We start from the raw sequence: 20,271 nt of genomic DNA, 5'->3' as shown, positions 1-20,271 counted from the left end.
GTTTGGACTCAAAATAACCAGATCATTTTTCCAGGGTAATTGCATAGCTAAATCACGATTAACTAGGCGTTTCTATGATATTCATTCCCACCATTGTAATGATGTCTTTATTTGCATAATATGGGATGCGGCGTTCTTTACAAAGAGCAATCCTTCCATCCTTATACCTCACACCATTATCCTGAACGATGAGGATTGGACGATCCCCGTTATCAGGTACTTCATATCCTATTCCTAATACCCAATGGTAATCGTAAGCAAAATTCCCTCTCCACCGAAAATTAAACCATTTATCAAATTTAACAGCTACTGGCCGACCTGCATCAATCTCCACTTTATACACATCGAAATCGTTAAAAGTAGAGACAGAAAGTTTATGTCCCCCTTTTGGCGAGATTGAAGAGTGGATATAAGCTGTGATCCCCTTTACAAAACTACGTGTACTCATCCCCAAAGGGGTACCTCCGTGATGACTGTATATGTAATTAATATGAGCTGCTTTAGAGTGAAAATGACCTTTGCCACGAATAAAGTCCATTCCTAGCTGGGTATTCCAATACTCGGTTAAAGCTGCCAGCGTAGCTGGTCCACATGCAGAAGACGGGGATGAAACCCCAGCCTCCCACTGTGTGTATGGATCTACCGATAGTTTGTTACTGAGACTGGAGTTTCTATTCCTCATCAGGATGGTTCTCCCTTTGAAGAGTTCGGCTTAGAAGCTGAAAGGGCAGGGCCTTCCGGAAGTAAAATCACATTTTCACCAACATCCATAGATCCCTCTGAATTAGATCGTGATTCCATTTCCTGTGCGGGCTTCTGCTCTGCCTGAGCAATATCTTCCTCTTCGCCCTCATATTTGTTTTCAGGATTAATCTGTAGTGTGAAATAGAAATTAGAGCCGTTTCCTTCGCTACTCTCCACCGCAATGGCTCCGCCCATCAGCTCGACAAGCTTCTTGCAAATGGCTAGTCCTAACCCCGTCCCGGCATACTTACGATTAAACGAGGAGTGCAGCTGGTAGAATGATTGAAACAGCTGATGCTGCTTTTCTAAAGGAATACCTATCCCCGTGTCTCTGACATTAAACTTCAAAGTCGATTTCTTTGAAACCACGGACAATTTTTGCTCCACATAAATACAGACTTTACCTCGGTCAGTAAATTTAATCGCATTGCTGACCAGATTAACCAATACCTGACGTAATCGTCCTGCATCTCCCATAATGAACGTAGGAACTCCTGGTGCCATGCTGTAAGACAGCTCAAGATTTTTTTCCAAAGCCTTAGCCATAAACAGATCCGTTACACTGTCCAGTACCTCTCGAAGATGCACGGGCTCATGTACGATCATCATTTTTCCGGCCTCAATTTTACTGTAATCGAGAATTTCATTCAGAATATATAGAAGAGAGCTACTGCTCTCCTTAATAATATTTGTGTACTCACGTTGTTCTTCATCTAGTTCCGTCTCGGCAAGCAGATCAGTCATCCCTACAATGCCGTTCATAGGCGTGCGTATTTCATGGCTCATAATGGCTAGAAACTCTGATTTAGCCTGGTCCGCTTTTTCCGCAGATTCCTTCGCCCGAATGATCTCCTTCTCATCTGTAATATCCCTGAAGACGACTACAACACCCTTAGGTTCACCTTTATCAAAAAGAGGGGTTACTTGGTACTCCGCAAGAAAGCTTGTACCATCTTTACGCCATAAGACTGCATCCTTGCTCTGGTAAGATCCCCCTGACCTAATGGCTTTGATAAGTGGCGACTCCTCTGGTCGGTAATGGATCCCATCAAGCGCTGTCTGCTGAATATGATCTAGATAGGTATGACCCATGATCTCATCATGTTCATAGCCGAGCATATGCAAACCTGCAGGGTTGATGAAGGTCACCTTCTCCTCCATATCGAGTCCAAAAATACCCTCAGATACTGCATTTAATATAAGGGTGTACTCATTGCTTAGCTTCTCAATTTGTTCTGTATATCTTATACGTTCCGTAATGTCACGGGAAATACCATATACACCAACCACTTGATCGTCTACAATGATCGGAATATTAGTGGTATTAATCTCTACAAGATGGCCTTCTTTATGAATAAGCGTCAGATCATAGCTTTGGGGATAGCCCTTAGCAGCTAAGTTAAAATGATACAGCGTCTTCTCCATGTCCTTCTCATGCACAACGGGACCAAAGTACATTCCGATCAGTTCTTCCAGCGAATACCCGGTCAGCTTCTCCAGATTCGCATTGGCTGTTAAATAATCCCCTTGCAAATTCATTGAGTACACAGCAGAGGGATTATATTCAAATAAGGATTTATAGCGCTGTTCATTCTCCTGAAGCTTGAATTCGAACTGTTTGCGCTCTTCAACTGCATGACGCGAGATTAAATCCAGCGAATTCTCGGAAATCAATCTATAATTACGTTCACTTTGATAAATCTGTTCCTCTAGATCTCGTTGATCTGCCATTTGTTGGTCTGCAATCTTTCGGTCTGTAATATCTTCGGCGTACACAATAATACACGAAGGGGCTTGTCCTGCTGTTCCAAATCCTGAGAATGTCAGGGAAAGCCATACCGGTTGATCCCCTTTGTGAAAGCATTCTTCCTTCTTCCAGCTCCCTGCTGGAGAATTCTGAAGCTCGTCCATCACCAATCTATAGGAAAGCTCTTTCGAAGGCGTCTGTCTATTTTCCATTTCTGCAAAAATAGCCCCAGCAAGAAACTCAGCTTCCGTAAAGCCAAGTAAATTGCAAAAAGCCGGATTGACCTTCAGCCAGTTGCCCTTACCATCGTTTAAAGACAGTACGGCTATTCCCTCTGGGGACCACATAAATGCATGTTCCAACATTGTGCTATATTCTACCGCGTTATCCATCTACGCCAGACCTCCTTTGTTGCGAACGTTGCATCCTTTATTCCATCCTAAGTTCAGTATACGATAAGAGAAGTGAGTATAGAAATGCCCTCCGTATCATTTTGAATTGTGAATAGCTTAATTTTAAATATTGACTGGATGGCCTGGGGCAAACTATTATTAAACATAATAATATCGTTCGTGACCTATTACGCTGGAAGCACCCGTAATAAAGGCTTTTGCCTTTGCTACGGGTGCTTTTTTTTGTTGCCATTAGGTTTCGATAATAGGAGGAGAATAAATGAAAATATTTAAGCCAGTGCCCTTACTACTGCTTACGATCCTGCTACTGCTAAGCACATCATCAAGAGCTATTGCTGCATCTACAACAGAATTAACCCCTTCTATAAAAGCAGCTTTTGATCTGACGGCCGCAACGGCAGAAGGTCCTGCCAGGGTTAAGCTGACTTCTCTTTACAATGATTTATCCACCTTAAAGCTGCAGTATGATCAGCGCGAGGAGCAAATCCGAATCCTTCACTACAATAATGAGCAATCGCTAGTTGTGGTTCGTCAACAAATTAAAGGAATTGATCTTGAAACAGTGACCCGATTGGAAGCCTCCGTTAAGAGTAGCAAGCAGCGCTATCAGCCCTTATTTGACCAGTATAGTGCACTTAACAAGCGAATTAGTATCGCCAAGTCACTTAAGGACAAGACCTTGAATACCGTACTGCGTGCCCAAGGTGATGCTATGAAGATCTTGGTTCAGTTGGCACGCCAAGAGATCAGTGACAAGCAGAATCAGCTGAACGCCGCGAAAAAGAAACGTTCCCAAAAGATAGCCGAAGCGCGTAAAACCTTGTCTGGCATTGAAAGTCCTCAAATCACGATCAAATCTAACAAGAGCGTGATCACCTCGTTAAACAAACGTGTCTCAGCAGATTGGACTGACTTTAAAGCAGCGATTCGCAAACAAAACCTTACCCTAACCAACCAGTCCTTAGCTGCACTGGTCTCCGGTTACCGTCAGATCGCAACCCATAAGCAAAAAATAATTGAGCTCGAACAAAAGGTTTCCCTTGTTATTGCGAATACGAAGAAGCAAATCAGTTAGCGGACTTCTTCTTCTCATTTGCTCTGCGGTAAGCCATCACTTTGCGGTACATGCTTTTATTAGAAAGATGTTTGAAAATATATGGATCTGGACTCGTATTCACTTCAATAATCCAAGGCGTCATGTGCTTATCTAATCCTACATCTACACCAATCTGTTTAAAGCCAGGATATTTCTTATGGTAGAAACGTCCGGTATCCTCACCTAGCTTTCGCAATATCTTAAGCATCTGAGCTTGCTGAGCATCGTTCAAATAAGGCGACAGCAGCTTCTCCATAGACATTAGCGTACCACCGTTATGATAATTGGTAACAATCTTGCCCTTCTCAGCTACTCGGCCAATCAATCCGGTAGTTTCCCATTTGCCACGCGGACTGAGCTGGACCATCACACGGATATCAAAACGATGCTTTCCGTGCTTTAGCAAAACAATCCCTCTCTGAATCAAGTAACTGCGTCCGCGTGTTGCTTTCTTAAGGGATGAATAAAAGGTGTCATAGGCTCCAAAGGTTTTTATCTTTGTTCCACTTTGGTATTTGTATTCTGTTCCATGAGAATCCTTACTCTGTTCAACCTTCATTACACCGTTACCATAGGTGCCATGTTCCGGCTTAACGTAAATCATCCCATATTTCAAGAGCATCGTTCTTAAGTTTGCTTTACTAAACTTCACTGTTTCTGGAATGAGCGGTGAAATCTCGGAACTTTGCATGAGCACCTTGGTTTTAATCCATTTGCTGGTCAACGCAGACTTTAACTTTGTTCCCAATTGCCCTCTCCCCTGTCACTCAAATAATGATAACAGCCTTGCTTAACCTTAGTATTTTATGCTCCGACTATATGAATGGAATGGGTTGAACGCCCTCTCCGCTCTCAGATGTATCTCCAGATACTCAAGCTGCATATGGTGGGAAGAGGATAACCATTAGCGGATCAGAGGAGGCATGAACCATGCATATTTGTATTATTGCGCCGGAACGTCTCCCGGTTCCGGGAGACGGGTCAGTAGAAATCTGCATTTGGGCCATTGCCAGAAGGCTGGCTGAGAAACATAAGGTTACCATTGTGAGCCGCAAAGTGCCGGGACTGCCCGATGCTTCCATATTGGAGCGGGTCAGAATCATTCGGTTGCCCGCAAGTACTCCCGTTCATTATCGTACTTCGGTATTAGACTACATTCAGAATGAGTCATTTGATATCGTTCAGGTCGATAATCGCCCCCATCTTATGTCTGCTGTAAAGAAACGGCTCCCTCATCTTCCGGTATTTCTATTTCTGCATTCTCTTACATTCACACCGGACACAGTTAAGACTGCTAGGGCCTTGTCTAGAGCAGATCTGATTATTGCGAATAGCCACTCTCTACAGCGAAGACTAACCCGTCGCTTCCCGCAATTAAACAATGAAATCCGTATTGTCCTGCTCGGAGCAGATCTTGATCGATTCACTCCTGTAGCGCTACAGGAAAAATACCATCTTCGCAAACTTTACAGACTCCCGAGGGTCTTTACCGTCTTATTCGTCGGTCGAGTCATTCCCCGCAAAGGGGTGCCCGTATTGATACGTGCTATGTACCATTTAAATAAGCACCTTCCTGCTCATCTTGTAATTGCAGGCAAAGGGAAACCGTCATATTTGCGACAGCTGAAGCTGCTTGCACAGCGACTAGGCGTATCCGTTTCCTTCCTTGGAAATGTAGCTCATGAGGATATCCATACCCTTTATCAAGCAGCCGACTGCTTCGTATGTCCTTCTCAGAATCATGAATCCTTTGGGCTTGTTAATGTAGAGGCCATGGCCTCGGGACTACCGGTCATCGCTTCTAGCAATGGCGGTATCCGTGAGATTATCGACTCCGGCCATAACGGATATCTGGTGGAACGATATCGCGAGGCCTTGCCCTTTGCTAGAGATTTGCTGCGACTAGGCCGGAATCCGGAGGTAGCAGCAACCATTGGGAAACAAGGACGAGCGGATGCGCTTGAAGCCTTCAATTGGCAACGTACAGCAACTGATTTGGAGCGGATTTATCAAGCTGCCTTAGTACAGCGATAGACCCTACAAACATAAAAAAGTAGTCCGCCTCCATTCACTGGAGACGGACTACTTTGATTTAAATAAATTGAACAACCGTAAGTACAAGCCCTACAACAAAACCGCATAAGGCACCGTTCACACGAATCCACTGAAGATCTTTACCTACTTTATCCTCCAGCATATTCACTAGACTAGCATCGTCCATGCTATCCAGATTCTCCTTCACCAAAAGACCGATTCGGAAGTGGTTAGCCTCTACAAATGCAATCAATGAAGCGCGAATCCGCTCCTCCCAGCTACCGATCCACTCTTGTTCCTTACTAATACGGCGCATAAGAAGGGTGTATAGTGCAAATAGTTTTCTTCCGCCAGCTGCCCGGTCCTCTTCTAATAAGGAGAGTGCCTTACTACGTACGTTCTCCAATTGAGTATGCAGAAAAGCAGTTACCGCTTCTCCCTCAAGCTCTTGTAGTGCCCATTCTTTCACAGAAGTCATTCTAGCCTCATCATTAACAATCTGGAACAACGCCACCCGAATTTCCCGGATGATCTCTTCACGATAAGGGCTATCCTCTTCACGAAAATCGCGAATACCGGACTGCAGCATGCCTTGCAGCATTTCACCAAGCATATCCGCATCCATGAATCCAACGAAAGCCTGAAAAGCCATCCCTTTCAGTCCACCGAGCTTTACTTCAGCCAGTTTCTCACTGGCGATCTTACCCAGCATAGCTTTCGTTTCAGGACGACCGCTCCAGTTAGATACCCCTTCTAGCGCATAATCCAGAGCCGCTACATCTTTTCCATCGTTCATTAATTTAGTGACAATCTTATCAGCCGCAACTCCAAGCTCCGCTTCACGAATATAGTCAGAGGCTGCCTTTTGAAGAAAAGGTACAGCTTTCTCTACCGGAAGACGTGACACGAATTCGCTAAGTTGCTCTAGGATCTGGGCTCTCGCCTTCTTCTTGCTAAAGAACTTCGTCAGCAGCTTGGAACTCATAGACATAATGCCAAACTTGCGCAGCTTGTTCTCAATACTCTCTTTGTTCAGCAGCTCAGTCTCCATAGCGGTAATTAACGACTGAATAATCTTATCCCGATTCTTGAGCAGCAGTGAGGTATGTGGAATACGCAGCCCGAGCGGATGGCGGAATAACGCGGTTACCGCGAACCAGTCGGCAATCCCCCCAACCAGCCCAGCCTCAAAGCCACCTCTTAGTAGAATTACAGCGAGATTTTCAGGTAGAAATAGTGTAATCAGAAACCCACATGCCATAAAAGCTAGTGACATGGTGGCCAAGTTTTTGGATCTCACGATTAGTCCCCCTTACATACACAGCTGCCGATGTCCTTACGCAGGAAAAATACCGACGGATCACGTCCCACGAACATGAACTGACGATAGACTCGGCTAGTCGATTAGTTTAACAACTATTGTACCACGACTGAACTATATTCTAAAAATATACGATTAGACTAGGAATGAAAAGGTGTTTTTGGTTTTCAGAATATTAATGATAAGATACAATTAACGTTCTCACTAGCCCGCGAAGGGGACAACTATGACTGGATAAGGAGATCTTACAATATGCTGATTGCTTTAGATATGGATGGAACATTGCTGAACGAAGAAGGACAAATTAGCCCAAAGAACCGCGAGGCGATTATAAAGGCTCAAAATTTAGGTCATATCGTAATTATTGCTACGGGACGCTCTTTTATGGATGCGGAACGACAACTGCGGCTGGCAGATCTGGAATGCCCTGTAGTTAGTCTGAATGGCGCAGTGGTTACATTGTCTGACCACACGCTGGCAGCAAGTAAACCGCTGAAGAAGGAAGACATCATTCCTGCATTACGCTGGATGAACGAAATTCCGGATTTGTATTACGAGGTATACACAGAGGACAACGTATATGTGGAGCTCAATAAACGGGTACGATTAGAGAAACTATCTGCACTAAGTGAAGAAGAAGTACCTGAGGAAGTCAGCTGGCTGCTAAAAGCAATGATCGATCAGCAGTTTCAACAAGCGGCTGTAACTTACGTCGAAAGTATGGAAGAGATCTGGAGTAAAGAAGAAAACGTCATTTATAAAACATTAGCCTTTTCTCTAGACCGGGAACTGCTCAAAGAAGCCTCCACCCGCTTCGCCGCGATCCCTGGCCTTATTATTACAGCCTCCCATGTCAATAATATCGAAATTAACCATGAGGACGCCAACAAAGGCTCCGGTGTAGCTATGCTCGCCGCCCACTATGGCATCCCGCTAACAGATGTAGCCGTAATGGGTGACAGCTATAATGATCAACCCATGTTCGAGGTGGCAGGCTACCGGATTGCCATGGCTAACGCAGCACCGATTCTGAAGGAAATGGCTGAATTTGTTACCGTCAGTAATGGGGAAGATGGAGTGGCAGCAGGACTTGAGCATCTTATTTCTAAATTCTGAGCCAACATGCCTGGCTTAAATCATAAACAGCCAAAATAACCTCTAACATCAACCTGAGGATGGGTTAGAGGTTTTTTTAAGATTGTCTTAACTAATTATAGCTACAGCTTTATACAAGGATGATTGTCCAAGCTCAATGGCTTGGCAAACTCAACGTCTTTTAATAACTCGTTATTCCGCTTATTGTGCATAACACGTGATTCGGATAGCTCTGACTGAATCTCCTTGAGCATTTGACGATTCTCATCATATAAGGTAACTGCCAGTGTATGATCATTTTGTCTTACAACCAGCTCCATATTGGGCTTAACTTCAAGCGATACCGTTTCAAAAGGAGACATATCGATGATAACTTCCAGTCCCACATTCTTGAATGTATAGGCGTAAGTGATTTCAAGTCCACGGTTATACGTGGCTTCGATCCTTCCATTTCCTATATTCACATCATAAGCCAAGGATTCAAGCTCTTGCGGAATTCTTGGAGCAATTGTCAGTATATTGTTAATCAGGTCTGGACGGATACCTAAGAAATATTGGTACCACACACGCAGGTGCTCAGCATTGGACCAAGCTTGCAGGTATGCACCCGTCAACTTCGCCCATTTCTCATCTTCCTCAGGATAAGCATCCATATTCTCACAAAGTCCACCAACAACACCTAAATTCAAGGCCTGCCAGTTCATATTCTTGAATAGCTGATAGGCCGTTTCTTCCTGCCCTGCTTCAATCATACGCTGCATCGCAATACCATTAAGCCAAATCCAAACCGCACCGTTATGGTAAGCCTCGTCTTTCGGATAATGAGATGTTAAATGAAACGGACGAAACAATGGATGATGTCTATCTAGCGAAGCAACACCCCATGGATAGACCAACTCTTCCCACGCGGTACGAATCGCTCTAGCCTTAAAATCGTTTTCATCAAACATTTCAAAAGCAAATAACTGGTTTGGGCGCAGGGAGAATTCGGGCTTGTCTTCTGCATCCAGTCTGTCTGCTAAATAAGGATGCGCTTGATCAATGAAATCAACCTCAAAATGGCGCTTCAAGGTTTCAGCAATGCCCTTCCATTTATCAGCATTCACCTTGTCATTCATATATTCAGCAAAGTAAACACCAGCAAGCAATTGGTTATACCAGAGTGCTTGAATATCATTGGCACGGGTATCCCGAGGAGAATATGACTCCAAATTGCCATCCCGGGCATCCATCCAAGTTTCATTATCTGCGTGCTTTAAGTACCCTTTATCATCTACCCAATATTTTATGGAACCTTCAATACTATATTGTACATTTTGATAAAGCTCTTTAATGATCGCTGTATCTCCTGAATACTTAACGTAATCCTGCAACTGGATAATGAATCGCGGCGTACCATCCGTTGTATGGTAATCCACTTTTCCAGGAGACAAGATATTTGGAATTCTACCAAAGTATTTAGAATCTTCGTCCGTATTCTGAAACTCTGCGAATGATAGCAAGATATTTCTAGCCGTTTCGAATTGCCCTGTAACGAGCACGGCACCTGGAAGAGCTATGAATTGATCCCGTCCCCAATATTCGTTAAACCATGGCAGCCCTGCATAGATACCATCACCCTGCTGTCTTGTAACCAACTGATCCATTGTGATGTTCAACCAATTCATGGCTAAAGTAAATGTATCATCACTGCTGGTTAAATGGGCATTATGGTGTAAGAAATCTTCCATCCGCTTAACACGTTCATCTTTCAAAGTACTAATATCTTGTCTAGCTTTAAGGACTAAGCTTGCTGCTTCTTCGGATGTCTTACCTGCAGCGATATAATAACCCCCAGCGTTTGCATCGGCAATTAGAACTTCATTATCCATATGCAAAGGTGAAAGGTTGATAGCACTAACTGCAATCACCCAATCTCCCTCGATAGCGCTAAAGAACGCGAGATGATCCTGTTGGTTTATATAGCTAACATTCTCTCCCCTTAAAACGATGCCTATGTCTTCCTTAGCATTAGCGAGACTAATTTCTAATAGATTATGATAATCCAACAACCACAGCTCTTCTGTAAGATCGGCGTGCTTACGCACCATTTTATAAGGATAGGCCCAAACTTCAGATTGTCGATTGTCTAGCTTCTGTTCACCTACGAATAAGGTGTATCCACCGAAAATTCTATTCTTAGCAATATTAAGTCCCTCAAAAAATGCATGTTCCACATGATCCGTATGATGGGATTGCGTAAAATAAAATGCTGCCTCTTTATTCGTAAATGAAATACTCCGATTGGCATCTTGAGAGACAAATGTCTTCATGTCATCCAGAATTGATGTATGAACTTGATTACTATTCATTGTAAGCCTCCTACTTGAAAATAGTAGGCCGCTATGAAGCTTCATAGCGGCTGTCTACTAATATTTATTCTTTAACCGAACCAACGACAATCCCTGATACGAAATACTTTTGCATAAACGGATAAATCAACAACAATGGTAGCGTAGAAACTACGATTTTAGCAGCGTTCAAAGTCTTATTCGAAACTTTTGCTAATTCCAATAATTTTTCAGGATCTGTAATGTTCTGAACCTCAACGCTAAGCTGTTGGATATAGGTTTGCAATGGATAATTCGCCGTTTTATTAATATATACCAGGGCACCAAAGTAATCATTCCAATGGCCCACAATAGTAAAGAGCGTAACGGTGGCAAGTGTAGGCAATACTATCGGAAGATAGATTGTTCCTAATATTCTCCACTGTGAAGCTCCATCTATATTTGCAGCTTCCTCTAGAGATTTCGGTACAGCCCGGAATGCATTCATCAGCAAGATAACATTCCCTATCGGTACTGCACCCGGCAAGATCAATGACCAGATGGAGTCTAAAAGATTAAGCTCTTTGACTACCATAAAGGTGGGAATCAATCCACCTGAGAATAACATTGCAAAGATAACGAGATTCATATAAATCTTCTGACCCGTGAATACTCGCGAACTTTTAGACAATGGATAGGCTGTAAGAATCATCAGTACCATATTCACAAGCAGACCTAACACTACCCGTTCTACAGAGATCATGAATGAACGCCAAAACTGGCTGTCAGACAATAACTTTTCATAGGAGCTAAACGTCGGATTAACCGGGAATATACTTACTAGATTTGCGGAAGCCGCCGCATTATCACTGAAAGAGATGGCTACTAAATTGACTAACGGTATGAGACAGGACAAGGCGAACGCTAGAACAAATACCCAGATAATAACATCTGCAATACGACCCTTGATGTTAGATGCGTAAATGGGAGAACCCCCCTTTCTTTAGAAAATACGATAATCCGTAAGTTTTTGGGCCAATTTATTCGCAGAAAGAATCAGTACGATACCAACGACCGACCGTAATAGGCCAACTGCTGTACCTAAGCTGTATTGTCTTTCTACCAGACCCACCCGATAAACGTAGGTATCAATAATATCCGAAGATTCATACACCAAAGGATTATACAGATTGAAGATCTGATCAAAACCAGCATTCAATACATTCGGCAAGTTCAAGGTTGTAACCAGCAAAATAGTTGGCATTAAGCCTGGCAACGTGATGTGCCACAGTTTCTTAAACCGGTTGGCTCCATCAATGGAGCCCGCCTCATAAAGTCCGGGATCAATGGATGTAAGGGAAGCTAGGTAGATGATTGAACCGTACCCAAAACCCTTCCAGACATCTGTTAATACTAGCATCGGTCTAAACCAGGTATTGCTGGCCATAAACAAGACCGGGTCAATCCCAAACCAACTTAACATAGCATTAACAGGACCTTCATAAGAGAAGATATTCATGACTACAGTAGCTAAGATCGCCCATGACAAGAAGTTCGGTAGATAAACGACCGTCTGTATGAATCGCTTAGCAAACTTTACCCGAATTTCATTTAATAACAGGGCAAACACGATGGATGTAAAAGTACCAACGATAATTTTCCATAACGCGATAACGATCGTATTACTGAAAATCTGTTTGCTGTCAGGAATTTGGAGCATAAATTTGAAATTATCAAGACCTACCCAGGATGAACCACTCATTCCCTTAGCCGGAACATAATTTTGAAAAGCCATTATAATACCGAACATTGGAATAAACGAAAAGATAATTAGGAAAATCATGCCTGGCGCCATCATGAGATGGAATGCTGTCTGATCTTTTTTATTTTTCATTTACGGATCATCTCTTTCAACATCATTTGGTTGCTATCGCTTCGTTAACTTCCTTAGTAATTACTTCGCCGCCAGTTTTATTCCAGCTATCTACAAACTTATCAAACGCGTCAGGTGTTTGCTCACCTGTAATGATCTTCAAGTACATTTCAAGTTCCATTTTAGTAAGTGTCGGCCATTTCAACGTCATGGATGATGTACTTCCAAAGAATAATGGATTCACTTCTTTAATATTAGAGGCTTTCACCAAACTAGCTGTCGTAATACTGGAAGTATATCCAGCCCATGCATTGGAGTCTGGTGTTTCTCCATTCTTCTTACTATCAAGAAATTTCTTATAGGAGTTATAAGCCGTTAAATCCTCATTGCTAGTTAATTTACTTGTATCGCCTGTTTCTAATGCTTCTTTCATGATGTCAACGTTACGATAGAAAGCGTCATAATAATCGATATTAATGGCGAGCGGAGATCCGCCAACATTCATGCTCTTATAATCTTCAAATTCTTTCAAAGCTTTTTCATCTTTTTCTTGGTAACGCTGATAGTCATATTGAGCACTCACAAGCTTGGCTGCAAGTTCAGGATGTTCAAAGCCTTTGCGAACAACCAAATAACTGCTGGAAGGATTTCCAGTGAACATTGTAAGCGAGCCATCCTCTGATTGTGGGGCAACATAAGATACCCATTCCGCTTCTGGATTCAGCTTAAGTGTGTCAGCCACAGTCCAGCTTCCCCACCAGTTATCCATGAATGACCCACTTTTTCCGCTTGTAAGTAGCGCCTTGCGGTCATCACCAGTACGTACTGCAAACTGACGATCAATCAAGTTATTCTTGTACATTTCAGACAACTTGGTCAGTGCTGGCTTCATCTCTGGTTGAACAGATCCGTATACAGCCTTTCCACTTCCATCATCAATCCACTGTTTTGGATACGCACCATATAGTGAAAAGATATTATTAAATGAGAATTGTCCACCAGAGACACCGGCAACGTTTTCATTATCGACAACAAGACCTAGCGTCTTACCCGCTCCGTTACCACCTGGATCTTTTTCTACAAATTGCTTAATAATGTTCTCGACATCAGCCATTGATTTCGGCTCAGCAAGTCCCAATTTGTCCATCCAGTCTTTGCGAAGCCAGAGGATACCAGGACCATGTGAGATTTCAGTAGTTGGTATGGCCATCAGCTTGCCATCGAACTTTGCGCTATCCAGAACACGACCACCGTAGGAATCATAAATTTCCTTAATTCGATCGCTGGCAGTATTTTCATAAACCTCTGTCAAATCTGCAATCAGATCGTTCTCATAAAGCTGTTGCAATGTCGCGTAGTCAGGAACCACCATTAGATCAGGGATTTCACCGCTTACAATCGCCATCGAAACTTTCTGACTATAGTCTGTACCATCATTGGACTCAAACGAGGTCGTATTTTGAATGTTCAGCTTATCCTTGAAATATCTTGTCCACACATTGTTTGTGGCATTATCTTTCTCATAAGGCGTTCCTGCAAGTGCTGAATAGCTCGTTGCCACTTGTCCAACAGAATAAGTAACTGTTTCAGGATAGGCGCCAAATGGAGTCGTCTGTGCTTCTTTCCATGCAGGATCACTCGCATCTGTCTTTGGGGTAGATGCTGAAGAATTATTAGAACTTGAACAACCTACCATAGCAACAGCTAATAGTGATGCTAATACTATGGAGCTTGATTTTCTCAATTTATGTTTCATTATAAGAGCCTCCCTTTTTCTATAAAAAAACTCGTATTAGAAAACGATTTCAAAGCGCCGGCCAGCTTCAAAAAAATTTTTATTGTTACTTCCTTAAGTTTATAGATTATTGCTATCCATCGTAAACGCAAAAAAATTATGTTTTACACAAATAAATACTCATCATTAACGATAATATCGAGGAATAATTGCTACGGTCGAAGATGTTATACTACAATATCAATGTCACTACATGTCGAAAGGTGGTAAATAATGTTATCCATATTGGTGGTAGATGATCATAAGGAGGAGCGAGAGGGGATTGCTTTCCTCATTAAGGAGCTTGGCTTCCCCCTCCAATTGCATGTTGCAGAAAACGGTCGTAAAGCACTTGAATATGTAAGCGCACACTCTGTCGATATTCTATTTACCGATGTGCGGATGCCTATAATGGATGGATTACAGCTAACAAAGGAAGCATTAAAGTTGCACCCCAAATTAAAGGTGATTTTATTCAGTGGATTCGCTGAATTTGAGTATGCCAAAACAGCCCTCTCCCTGGGCGTATCCGAGTATCTTTTGAAACCGGTTAACATTGAAGCATTCCAAACTACTTTAGAAAAAGTTATTCAGGAATTAAAGAGCCAGCAACAAAAAGAAGAAGCGTCACAAAGAAAGCTAAGCTATGTGAGAAAACATCTACTCTTCTCTCTAGTCAATGGCATCGGAAGCCCGCCTCCTCTTCAAGAGCTGTCTATTGAATTACCCAGCCATTACAATAAAATGCTTTTGTTAGAATTCGATAAGCCATTTTTTGAATCTGTGGATTCGGAGTTCGAAGAGTTTGTTCTTGGTTTAGTAGACACATCTGCTGATTACTTAAATCTAAACGGATGTCAGAGTCTACTACTGTTTCCCGAGCAAGAGTCCCCTTCTTCCCGGTTTGATAATAATTCAGCGATGCACCTGCATCATTGTATCCTTGATAAATATAAAGTGAATTGTTATCTCGCTATGAAAGAGGAACTAACCTCAATACTAGATTTAGGTTCACTTTTGACTTCATTAGAAGAATTGATGGAATATCGTTTTTTTCTCCCAGATACCTTTGTGTTTAATACACAAAATGACTTACATTTCTCTGAGGCCTTGTATCCAGACCTTACAGATAGCCATCTACTAGATCAGATTCGAAATAATCTGAAGGATCAAGATATTTTTAGCTTACGAGCAAATACTGAGATTTTATATCAAAAATACGTACATCAAGTACAGTATTCACATTTATATGTAAAGTATATGTTCTCCACAATCTATCAAGAGATCATGACACAAGCTGCACCTATATCAGAAATGGAGCTGCAGACTGCCGTCGAGATCATATATGGATCTGAAGATTTGCGGGATATCAAAGATATCATATTTGAAGGTATCGCTCGGATTGATCAGAACTCTACTAACCATGAGCCTACTCAGAACCGTGATGTCGATGCCGTCAAACAATATATTGAACAATATTATGCAGATGATCTCAGTCTGGAAATGCTTGCTGCTAAAGTGTATTTGTCTCCACATTATCTTAGCTCCATATTCAAGAAGCAGACAGGCTGTGGGCTTAATAAATATATTAAGAATGTCCGCATGCAAAACGCAAAAGAGTTGTTAACAAATACGCATCAAAAAATATCAAATATTTGCACCGCAGTGGGCTATCGCAATATTTCATACTTCTGCCAAAATTTCAGGGATTTCTATGGGTACACACCAGAAAAATACAGACAGTATAATCAGAAGTCCTCTGTATATCGGGAGGAGCATCATGCAACTTTGGCGGACACTTAAGCAAAATATTCGCGACTTGAAGTTTCAAACCAAGATCATGCTTTCATTTATGTTAATCAGTATGATTCCTGTGATTGTATTGGGCAGCTTCTGCTATCAAGAAGCCAAATCATCCCTCATTAAGCAATCCAAATCTGATTTGAAAGCAGCCTTAAATCAAGGGGCTTTAGCTTTAAATAGTCATCTGGATGTCTACAATAAACTCATGAATTTCTTGAGTTTTAATCAGGAAATTATTAATTCAGCTAATCATACCTATACAAGTATGTATGAAATGTATGATCAGTTAACCCATGTGATTGACCAAAATTTCAATACGGCACGGTATCTAAATACAGGTGTAGAACAAATCACTCTGTATACAGGAACCAATCTTTTGGCACATGGCAATACTGTCCGAGCCCTAAATGATATTAAACAGAAACATTGGTACCCGACGTTGATGAAGTCAGTCGATGTCCTGTGGTTTACGGATAATAAGGAGATTTTTGCTGTTCGACGCATTATTAATACGAAACAGAAAGATCCAAAAGAAAATGTGCTGTATGCACGTGTGAATTACGATTCGTTATTCACACCTTTTGACTCCCTACTCTCTCAAGGTTCAGAGATTCTCGTCAAAGATGCTTATGGAAAGTCGATCTATGCCTCGCCTGGTATAGAAGGATATATTCCTTCCAATAGCACAAACAACTTAGATACGCTGCAATGGAAAAATACAAAGTACACTGTATTGCAATCTGAAGTTCCTATATCAGGATGGACAGTGATGTTATGCAAACCTACGAAGATGATTACGAATTCTGCTTGGAAAATCCTTTCGACAGTTGGGCTTGTTATTGTTGCCTGTATTGCTGCCGTTGCTATAACCGCCAATCTATTTTCTCGAAAGTTCAATTCACAAATTAAGCGTCTGCGCAATAATATGCGCACCGTAGAAGAGGGATCCCTGGAAGTCACCGTCACCAGCACATCCAAAGATGAAATTGGGGATCTAATTAGAGGCTTTGGCAATATGGTTGACAAAACAAAAGTGTTAATCGATAAAGTCTACATTGAGGAAATTTCACGAAAAGAATATGAAATGAAAGCCCTACAGGCTCAGATTAATCCTCATTTTCTATATAATGCTCTTTCGCTCATCAATTGGAGAGCCATCCGAATCCATGCAACAGATATAAGTGAAATGGCGCAGCTTCTATCCACGTTCTATCGGACTACGCTGAATAAAGGGAATAATATTATTTCGGTTTCAGATGAACTATTGAATGTACAATCTTATATACAGATTCAGCTTAACATGCATAGCAATAGCTTTGAGATAGAATATCAGATCGACGAGGCTATTCTCTCTTATTACATGCCTAACCTGATGCTTCAGCCTCTAATTGAGAATGCTATTATTCATGGTATTGAGAATAGAGAAGAAGAAGGAAGCAAAATTATTCTATCCGGAGAAATGGTGGAGGAGTGTATCATCTTCAAAGTAAAGGATAATGGCGTTGGCATCCCACAAGAACGACTCAATCTTCTGCTTAAATCCCAGTCTATAGGCTATGGGCTCAAAAATGTAAATGACCGGGCTATGCTAATGTACGGACCAGAGTACGGCTTGTCCATTACCAGTATTCTAGGACTGGGAACGGAGGTCACATTTCGATTTCCATCCAAAAGATACGAAGGTGGCTCAGATCTATAACTCTTTTAAATGCAGTGATGTTAACTAGTTACACTCTAAAATTAAATTCAACCGGGACATGTACGCTGGATTAAACCCGGTTGATTTTTTTCAATCTATTGAATTACAAATGATCAGGAGCGCTTTCCTCCCCCACCCATTCAGCAGAAACACGTACATAATCCCCCACATCAGAAGATGTCACCAGTTCAATAATGATCAATTCGAGTGGCGTAATCGCCCGCAAACCATGTCTCGCACCGGCAGGTACTATAACTGTGTCTCCGGCTGCAACTGCATGAAGAACGCCGTTCATACGGTACTCTCCATTGCCCGAAAGAAAAGACCATATTTCTTTGGTATGCCTGTGAAAATGATAGCTGGTGTGCTTCCCTGCCAACATCGTGATTTTGGAAGTCGTAACCTCAACTCCTGCTGCTGTTCGTGAGAAATCCAGAATGCGTGAGCTCCCCCACCGCTTTTCTTCAATCATCGGCTTCGCGGCATGACCCTCCAGCTTCTGCTTAATCCGTTTCGCCTGCTCGATCCCAGCAACTAAAATACCATCCGCACCCGCCGCCACAATCAAGCCTGGGGCACCGATGACATGTACGGGACAAGAGAGTTCGTTCACTAAATAGGTTCCTTTTGAATCCTCAGAAATGCTCCCCCTGCCAATTACCTTTTCCTGCAAATGAGGGGTAAGCGCATCCCAACTACCAATATCCGCCCAAACTCCGGTGTAAGGAATAACTACCGCTCGCTGCGTATGCTCAAGCACTTCATAGTCAAAACTTCGTTCTGGCAATTCGTCATAACGCTCCACTAGCTCCATGTAATCTGCTGAAAGATTCCGTTCCACCATAGTTGAGAGCAAGTATCCTAATGTGCAGGAAAACACCCCACAGTTCCATAGTCCTCCACAGGAGATGAACTCGGCTGCCGCCATTTCGTCTGGTTTCTCTGCAAATTGCTTCACATTTAGAAAAGACGTCCCCTCTGAACCTTCACTCGGCAATATATATCCGAACTGTGTGGATGGGAATTCAGGCGTAACACCGATCAGGGCAATATCCGCTTGTGATTCGGACAGCACGCTGGGAAACTGCCGAAGCTGACTGAAAAAAGAAGCCTCCACATAAGAATCCACCGGAATGACCACAACGATCTCTTCTAAGTCTATTTTCTTCACGGAATGCAAATAGCTCGCCGCCAATGCAACTGCAGTAAAAGTTCCCCGCTTCTGTGGCTCCGCCAGTAAAGCAACCTGATTACCAACAGATTTTCGGGTAATTTCCACCTGACTGCGATGGGTTACAATGCAGCTTGAATCTAACAATCCTGCCTCATCCAGCCCTCTACATACTCGCTCGATCATCGACTCCATGCCGCCATTTTCTGTTGGGAGAAGTCTTAAAAATGCCTTTGACCTGATCTCATTCGACAGCGGCCACAGCCTCTTCCCCGATCCCCCTGAAAGGAGCACGATCTGCAACGCTATCGCCCCCCTGCGCTGGACTTACTACTCGGTGTTCTCACATACCCCTTCCGTTTATGAAAAGACAATGATCTATACTTTTCGGCCAGCTCATTCAGCTTCTGCTTGGACAGCTGACCTGCGTTCATATGGAGGCCTTTATTACGCGCTTTTTGGATCTTCATGCCCCCACGATCCTTCGAATACAGGTAATTCCCATAAGTTTCGAATTCAGAAAAAGCAAATTGCTTAGTGCGGTTCATACTGTGTATAATCGCCGAATACCAAGGCTTCTGATGCTTTGCTTCAATCTCTCTTTTCATCTGAGTCAATTGGCTGCGTTCAAACAGCATATAATGCGTCACAAAAGAAGAAGCAGATGCCGCCTTCTTACCCATTAGCTTCCTATAGGTTGTAAAGTACTGAGGCTGACTCCAATTGCGGCTGTAAAAAATCGTCTTTCCCTTCTCACGGAATCGATGAGGAGCGATTAAGACCGTATCTGCATCGATGACTAAAAAATAGTCAGCCGTACACAGCTTGTCACCATTCAGTTTCAACAATTGCTGGAACAACCAACCGGATCTTTCCCATTTCCGTGAACGGTAATGGATATCTTTTTTTGTAATCGGGAGGACTGTATTCTCATCGACAAAGGTACAGCCCTTTTTTCGGCAGAAATCCAGTATACGTGTCTTTTTTGGAGCAACAATCAATATACGACCTATCGGATGCTTAACATGTGTTCGGACAGCGTCAATAACATAGGGGAGTGTAGCCAAATCTTTCTCGATAGCCGGAATCAGTACATCTATGGTAACGGCATGTCTTATGCGGACCTTTTTAGGCGAGGGCATACGGTCATCTCCATATCATGATTTTGCTTTAGGATATGAGGATAATAAGG

General features: G+C 42.6%; 15 protein-coding genes. 5 read left to right on the top strand and 10 right to left on the bottom strand.

Annotated features, from left to right (window positions below):
* Positions 1-58 precede the first annotated feature (58 nt).
* Together MHI27_RS01700 and MHI27_RS01695 are read right to left on the bottom strand one after the other, a co-directional pair.
* Positions 59-682, bottom strand: coding sequence for a C39 family peptidase (locus tag MHI27_RS01700; protein ID WP_405175444.1), 624 nt, complete (start codon positions 680-682; stop codon positions 59-61).
* Positions 682-2,883, bottom strand: a complete 2,202-nt coding sequence (locus MHI27_RS01695; RefSeq protein ID WP_405175443.1) for a PAS domain S-box protein — start codon at positions 2,881-2,883, stop codon at positions 682-684. The genes MHI27_RS01700 and MHI27_RS01695 overlap by 1 nt, the downstream gene beginning before the upstream one ends.
* A gap of 280 nt (positions 2,884-3,163) precedes the next feature.
* Here MHI27_RS01695 and MHI27_RS01690 point away from each other — a divergent pair, with 280 nt between their 5' ends.
* The gene (locus MHI27_RS01690; RefSeq protein WP_405175442.1) at positions 3,164-3,979 is read left to right on the top strand and encodes a hypothetical protein; all 816 of its coding nucleotides are present in this window, start codon (positions 3,164-3,166) and stop codon (positions 3,977-3,979) included.
* On the opposite strand, the gene MHI27_RS01685 is transcribed toward MHI27_RS01690, so the two are convergent.
* Positions 3,972-4,748 carry a YheC/YheD family protein gene (locus MHI27_RS01685; RefSeq protein ID WP_231573370.1) on the bottom strand — a complete coding sequence of 259 codons (777 nt, stop codon included), beginning with the start codon at positions 4,746-4,748 and terminating at the stop codon, positions 3,972-3,974. The two genes, MHI27_RS01690 and MHI27_RS01685, sit on opposite strands and share 8 nt — an antisense overlap.
* A gap of 182 nt (positions 4,749-4,930) precedes the next feature.
* Between MHI27_RS01685 and MHI27_RS01680 the strand changes: the two genes are divergently transcribed.
* A complete protein-coding gene (locus MHI27_RS01680; RefSeq protein ID WP_405175441.1) occupies positions 4,931-6,034 on the top strand; it encodes a glycosyltransferase family 4 protein in 1,104 nt (367 codons plus the stop codon).
* 58 nt (positions 6,035-6,092) lie between these two features.
* On the opposite strand, the gene MHI27_RS01675 is transcribed toward MHI27_RS01680, so the two are convergent.
* Positions 6,093-7,334 (bottom strand): DUF445 domain-containing protein, encoded by a 1,242-nt coding sequence (locus MHI27_RS01675; RefSeq protein ID WP_076285116.1) that lies wholly within the window; start codon positions 7,332-7,334, stop codon positions 6,093-6,095.
* 273 nt (positions 7,335-7,607) lie between these two features.
* Between MHI27_RS01675 and MHI27_RS01670 the strand changes: the two genes are divergently transcribed.
* Complete coding sequence (locus MHI27_RS01670) at positions 7,608-8,471, top strand: Cof-type HAD-IIB family hydrolase (RefSeq protein WP_405175440.1); 864 nt, start codon at positions 7,608-7,610, stop codon at positions 8,469-8,471.
* Between the two features lie 101 nt (positions 8,472-8,572).
* Here the strand turns inward: MHI27_RS01670 and MHI27_RS01665 are convergent, their stop codons facing one another.
* The 4 genes from MHI27_RS01665 to MHI27_RS01650 all read right to left on the bottom strand — a co-directional run bounded on the left by MHI27_RS01665 (position 8,573) and on the right by MHI27_RS01650 (position 14,388).
* Positions 8,573-10,801, bottom strand: a complete 2,229-nt coding sequence (locus MHI27_RS01665; RefSeq protein ID WP_405175439.1) for an amylo-alpha-1,6-glucosidase — start codon at positions 10,799-10,801, stop codon at positions 8,573-8,575.
* Between the two features lie 64 nt (positions 10,802-10,865).
* Complete coding sequence (locus MHI27_RS01660) at positions 10,866-11,744, bottom strand: carbohydrate ABC transporter permease (protein WP_283912014.1); 879 nt, start codon at positions 11,742-11,744, stop codon at positions 10,866-10,868.
* 18 nt (positions 11,745-11,762) lie between these two features.
* Positions 11,763-12,653, bottom strand: coding sequence for a sugar ABC transporter permease (locus MHI27_RS01655; protein ID WP_042184236.1), 891 nt, complete (start codon positions 12,651-12,653; stop codon positions 11,763-11,765).
* A gap of 22 nt (positions 12,654-12,675) precedes the next feature.
* Positions 12,676-14,388, bottom strand: a complete 1,713-nt coding sequence (locus tag MHI27_RS01650; RefSeq protein WP_405175438.1) for an ABC transporter substrate-binding protein — start codon at positions 14,386-14,388, stop codon at positions 12,676-12,678.
* A gap of 252 nt (positions 14,389-14,640) precedes the next feature.
* Between MHI27_RS01650 and MHI27_RS01645 the strand changes: the two genes are divergently transcribed.
* Together MHI27_RS01645 and MHI27_RS01640 are read left to right on the top strand one after the other, a co-directional pair.
* The gene (locus tag MHI27_RS01645) at positions 14,641-16,209 is read left to right on the top strand and encodes a response regulator (RefSeq protein WP_405175437.1); all 1,569 of its coding nucleotides are present in this window, start codon (positions 14,641-14,643) and stop codon (positions 16,207-16,209) included.
* The gene (locus MHI27_RS01640; RefSeq protein WP_405175436.1) at positions 16,187-17,908 is read left to right on the top strand and encodes a sensor histidine kinase; all 1,722 of its coding nucleotides are present in this window, start codon (positions 16,187-16,189) and stop codon (positions 17,906-17,908) included. Before MHI27_RS01645 ends, MHI27_RS01640 begins: the two co-directional genes overlap by 23 nt.
* A gap of 103 nt (positions 17,909-18,011) precedes the next feature.
* Here the strand turns inward: MHI27_RS01640 and MHI27_RS01635 are convergent, their stop codons facing one another.
* Entirely contained in the window at positions 18,012-19,373 is a 1,362-nt protein-coding gene (locus tag MHI27_RS01635) for a sugar phosphate nucleotidyltransferase (RefSeq protein WP_405176683.1), read from the bottom strand.
* Positions 19,374-19,384: 11 nt separating this feature from the next.
* Entirely contained in the window at positions 19,385-20,221 is an 837-nt protein-coding gene (locus MHI27_RS01630) for a DUF6492 family protein (protein WP_042184227.1), read from the bottom strand.
* Between the last annotated feature and the right edge of the window lie 50 nt (positions 20,222-20,271).

The organism is Paenibacillus sp. FSL H8-0261, assembly GCF_045040645.1.
Lineage (GTDB): Bacteria > Bacillota > Bacilli > Paenibacillales > Paenibacillaceae > Paenibacillus_AQ.
Note: the sequence above shows the minus strand (reverse complement) of the source record. Positions and strands in the feature narration are given on the sequence as shown.

Excerpts from the sequence above, each read along its gene's own strand:
- MHI27_RS01700 (WP_405175444.1), bottom strand. The coding sequence starts at position 682 with ATGAGGAATAGAAACTCCAGTCTCAGTAACAAACTATCGGTAGATCCA.
- MHI27_RS01695 (WP_405175443.1), bottom strand. The coding sequence starts at position 2,883 with ATGGATAACGCGGTAGAATATAGCACAATGTTGGAACATGCATTTATG.
- MHI27_RS01690 (WP_405175442.1), top strand. The coding sequence starts at position 3,164 with ATGAAAATATTTAAGCCAGTGCCCTTACTACTGCTTACGATCCTGCTA.
- MHI27_RS01680 (WP_405175441.1), top strand. The coding sequence starts at position 4,931 with ATGCATATTTGTATTATTGCGCCGGAACGTCTCCCGGTTCCGGGAGAC.
- MHI27_RS01670 (WP_405175440.1), top strand. The coding sequence starts at position 7,608 with ATGCTGATTGCTTTAGATATGGATGGAACATTGCTGAACGAAGAAGGA.
- MHI27_RS01665 (WP_405175439.1), bottom strand. The coding sequence starts at position 10,801 with ATGAATAGTAATCAAGTTCATACATCAATTCTGGATGACATGAAGACA.
- MHI27_RS01655 (WP_042184236.1), bottom strand. The coding sequence starts at position 12,653 with ATGAAAAATAAAAAAGATCAGACAGCATTCCATCTCATGATGGCGCCA.
- MHI27_RS01650 (WP_405175438.1), bottom strand. The coding sequence starts at position 14,388 with ATGAAACATAAATTGAGAAAATCAAGCTCCATAGTATTAGCATCACTA.
- MHI27_RS01645 (WP_405175437.1), top strand. The coding sequence starts at position 14,641 with ATGTTATCCATATTGGTGGTAGATGATCATAAGGAGGAGCGAGAGGGG.
- MHI27_RS01640 (WP_405175436.1), top strand. The coding sequence starts at position 16,187 with ATGCAACTTTGGCGGACACTTAAGCAAAATATTCGCGACTTGAAGTTT.
- MHI27_RS01630 (WP_042184227.1), bottom strand. The coding sequence starts at position 20,221 with ATGCCCTCGCCTAAAAAGGTCCGCATAAGACATGCCGTTACCATAGAT.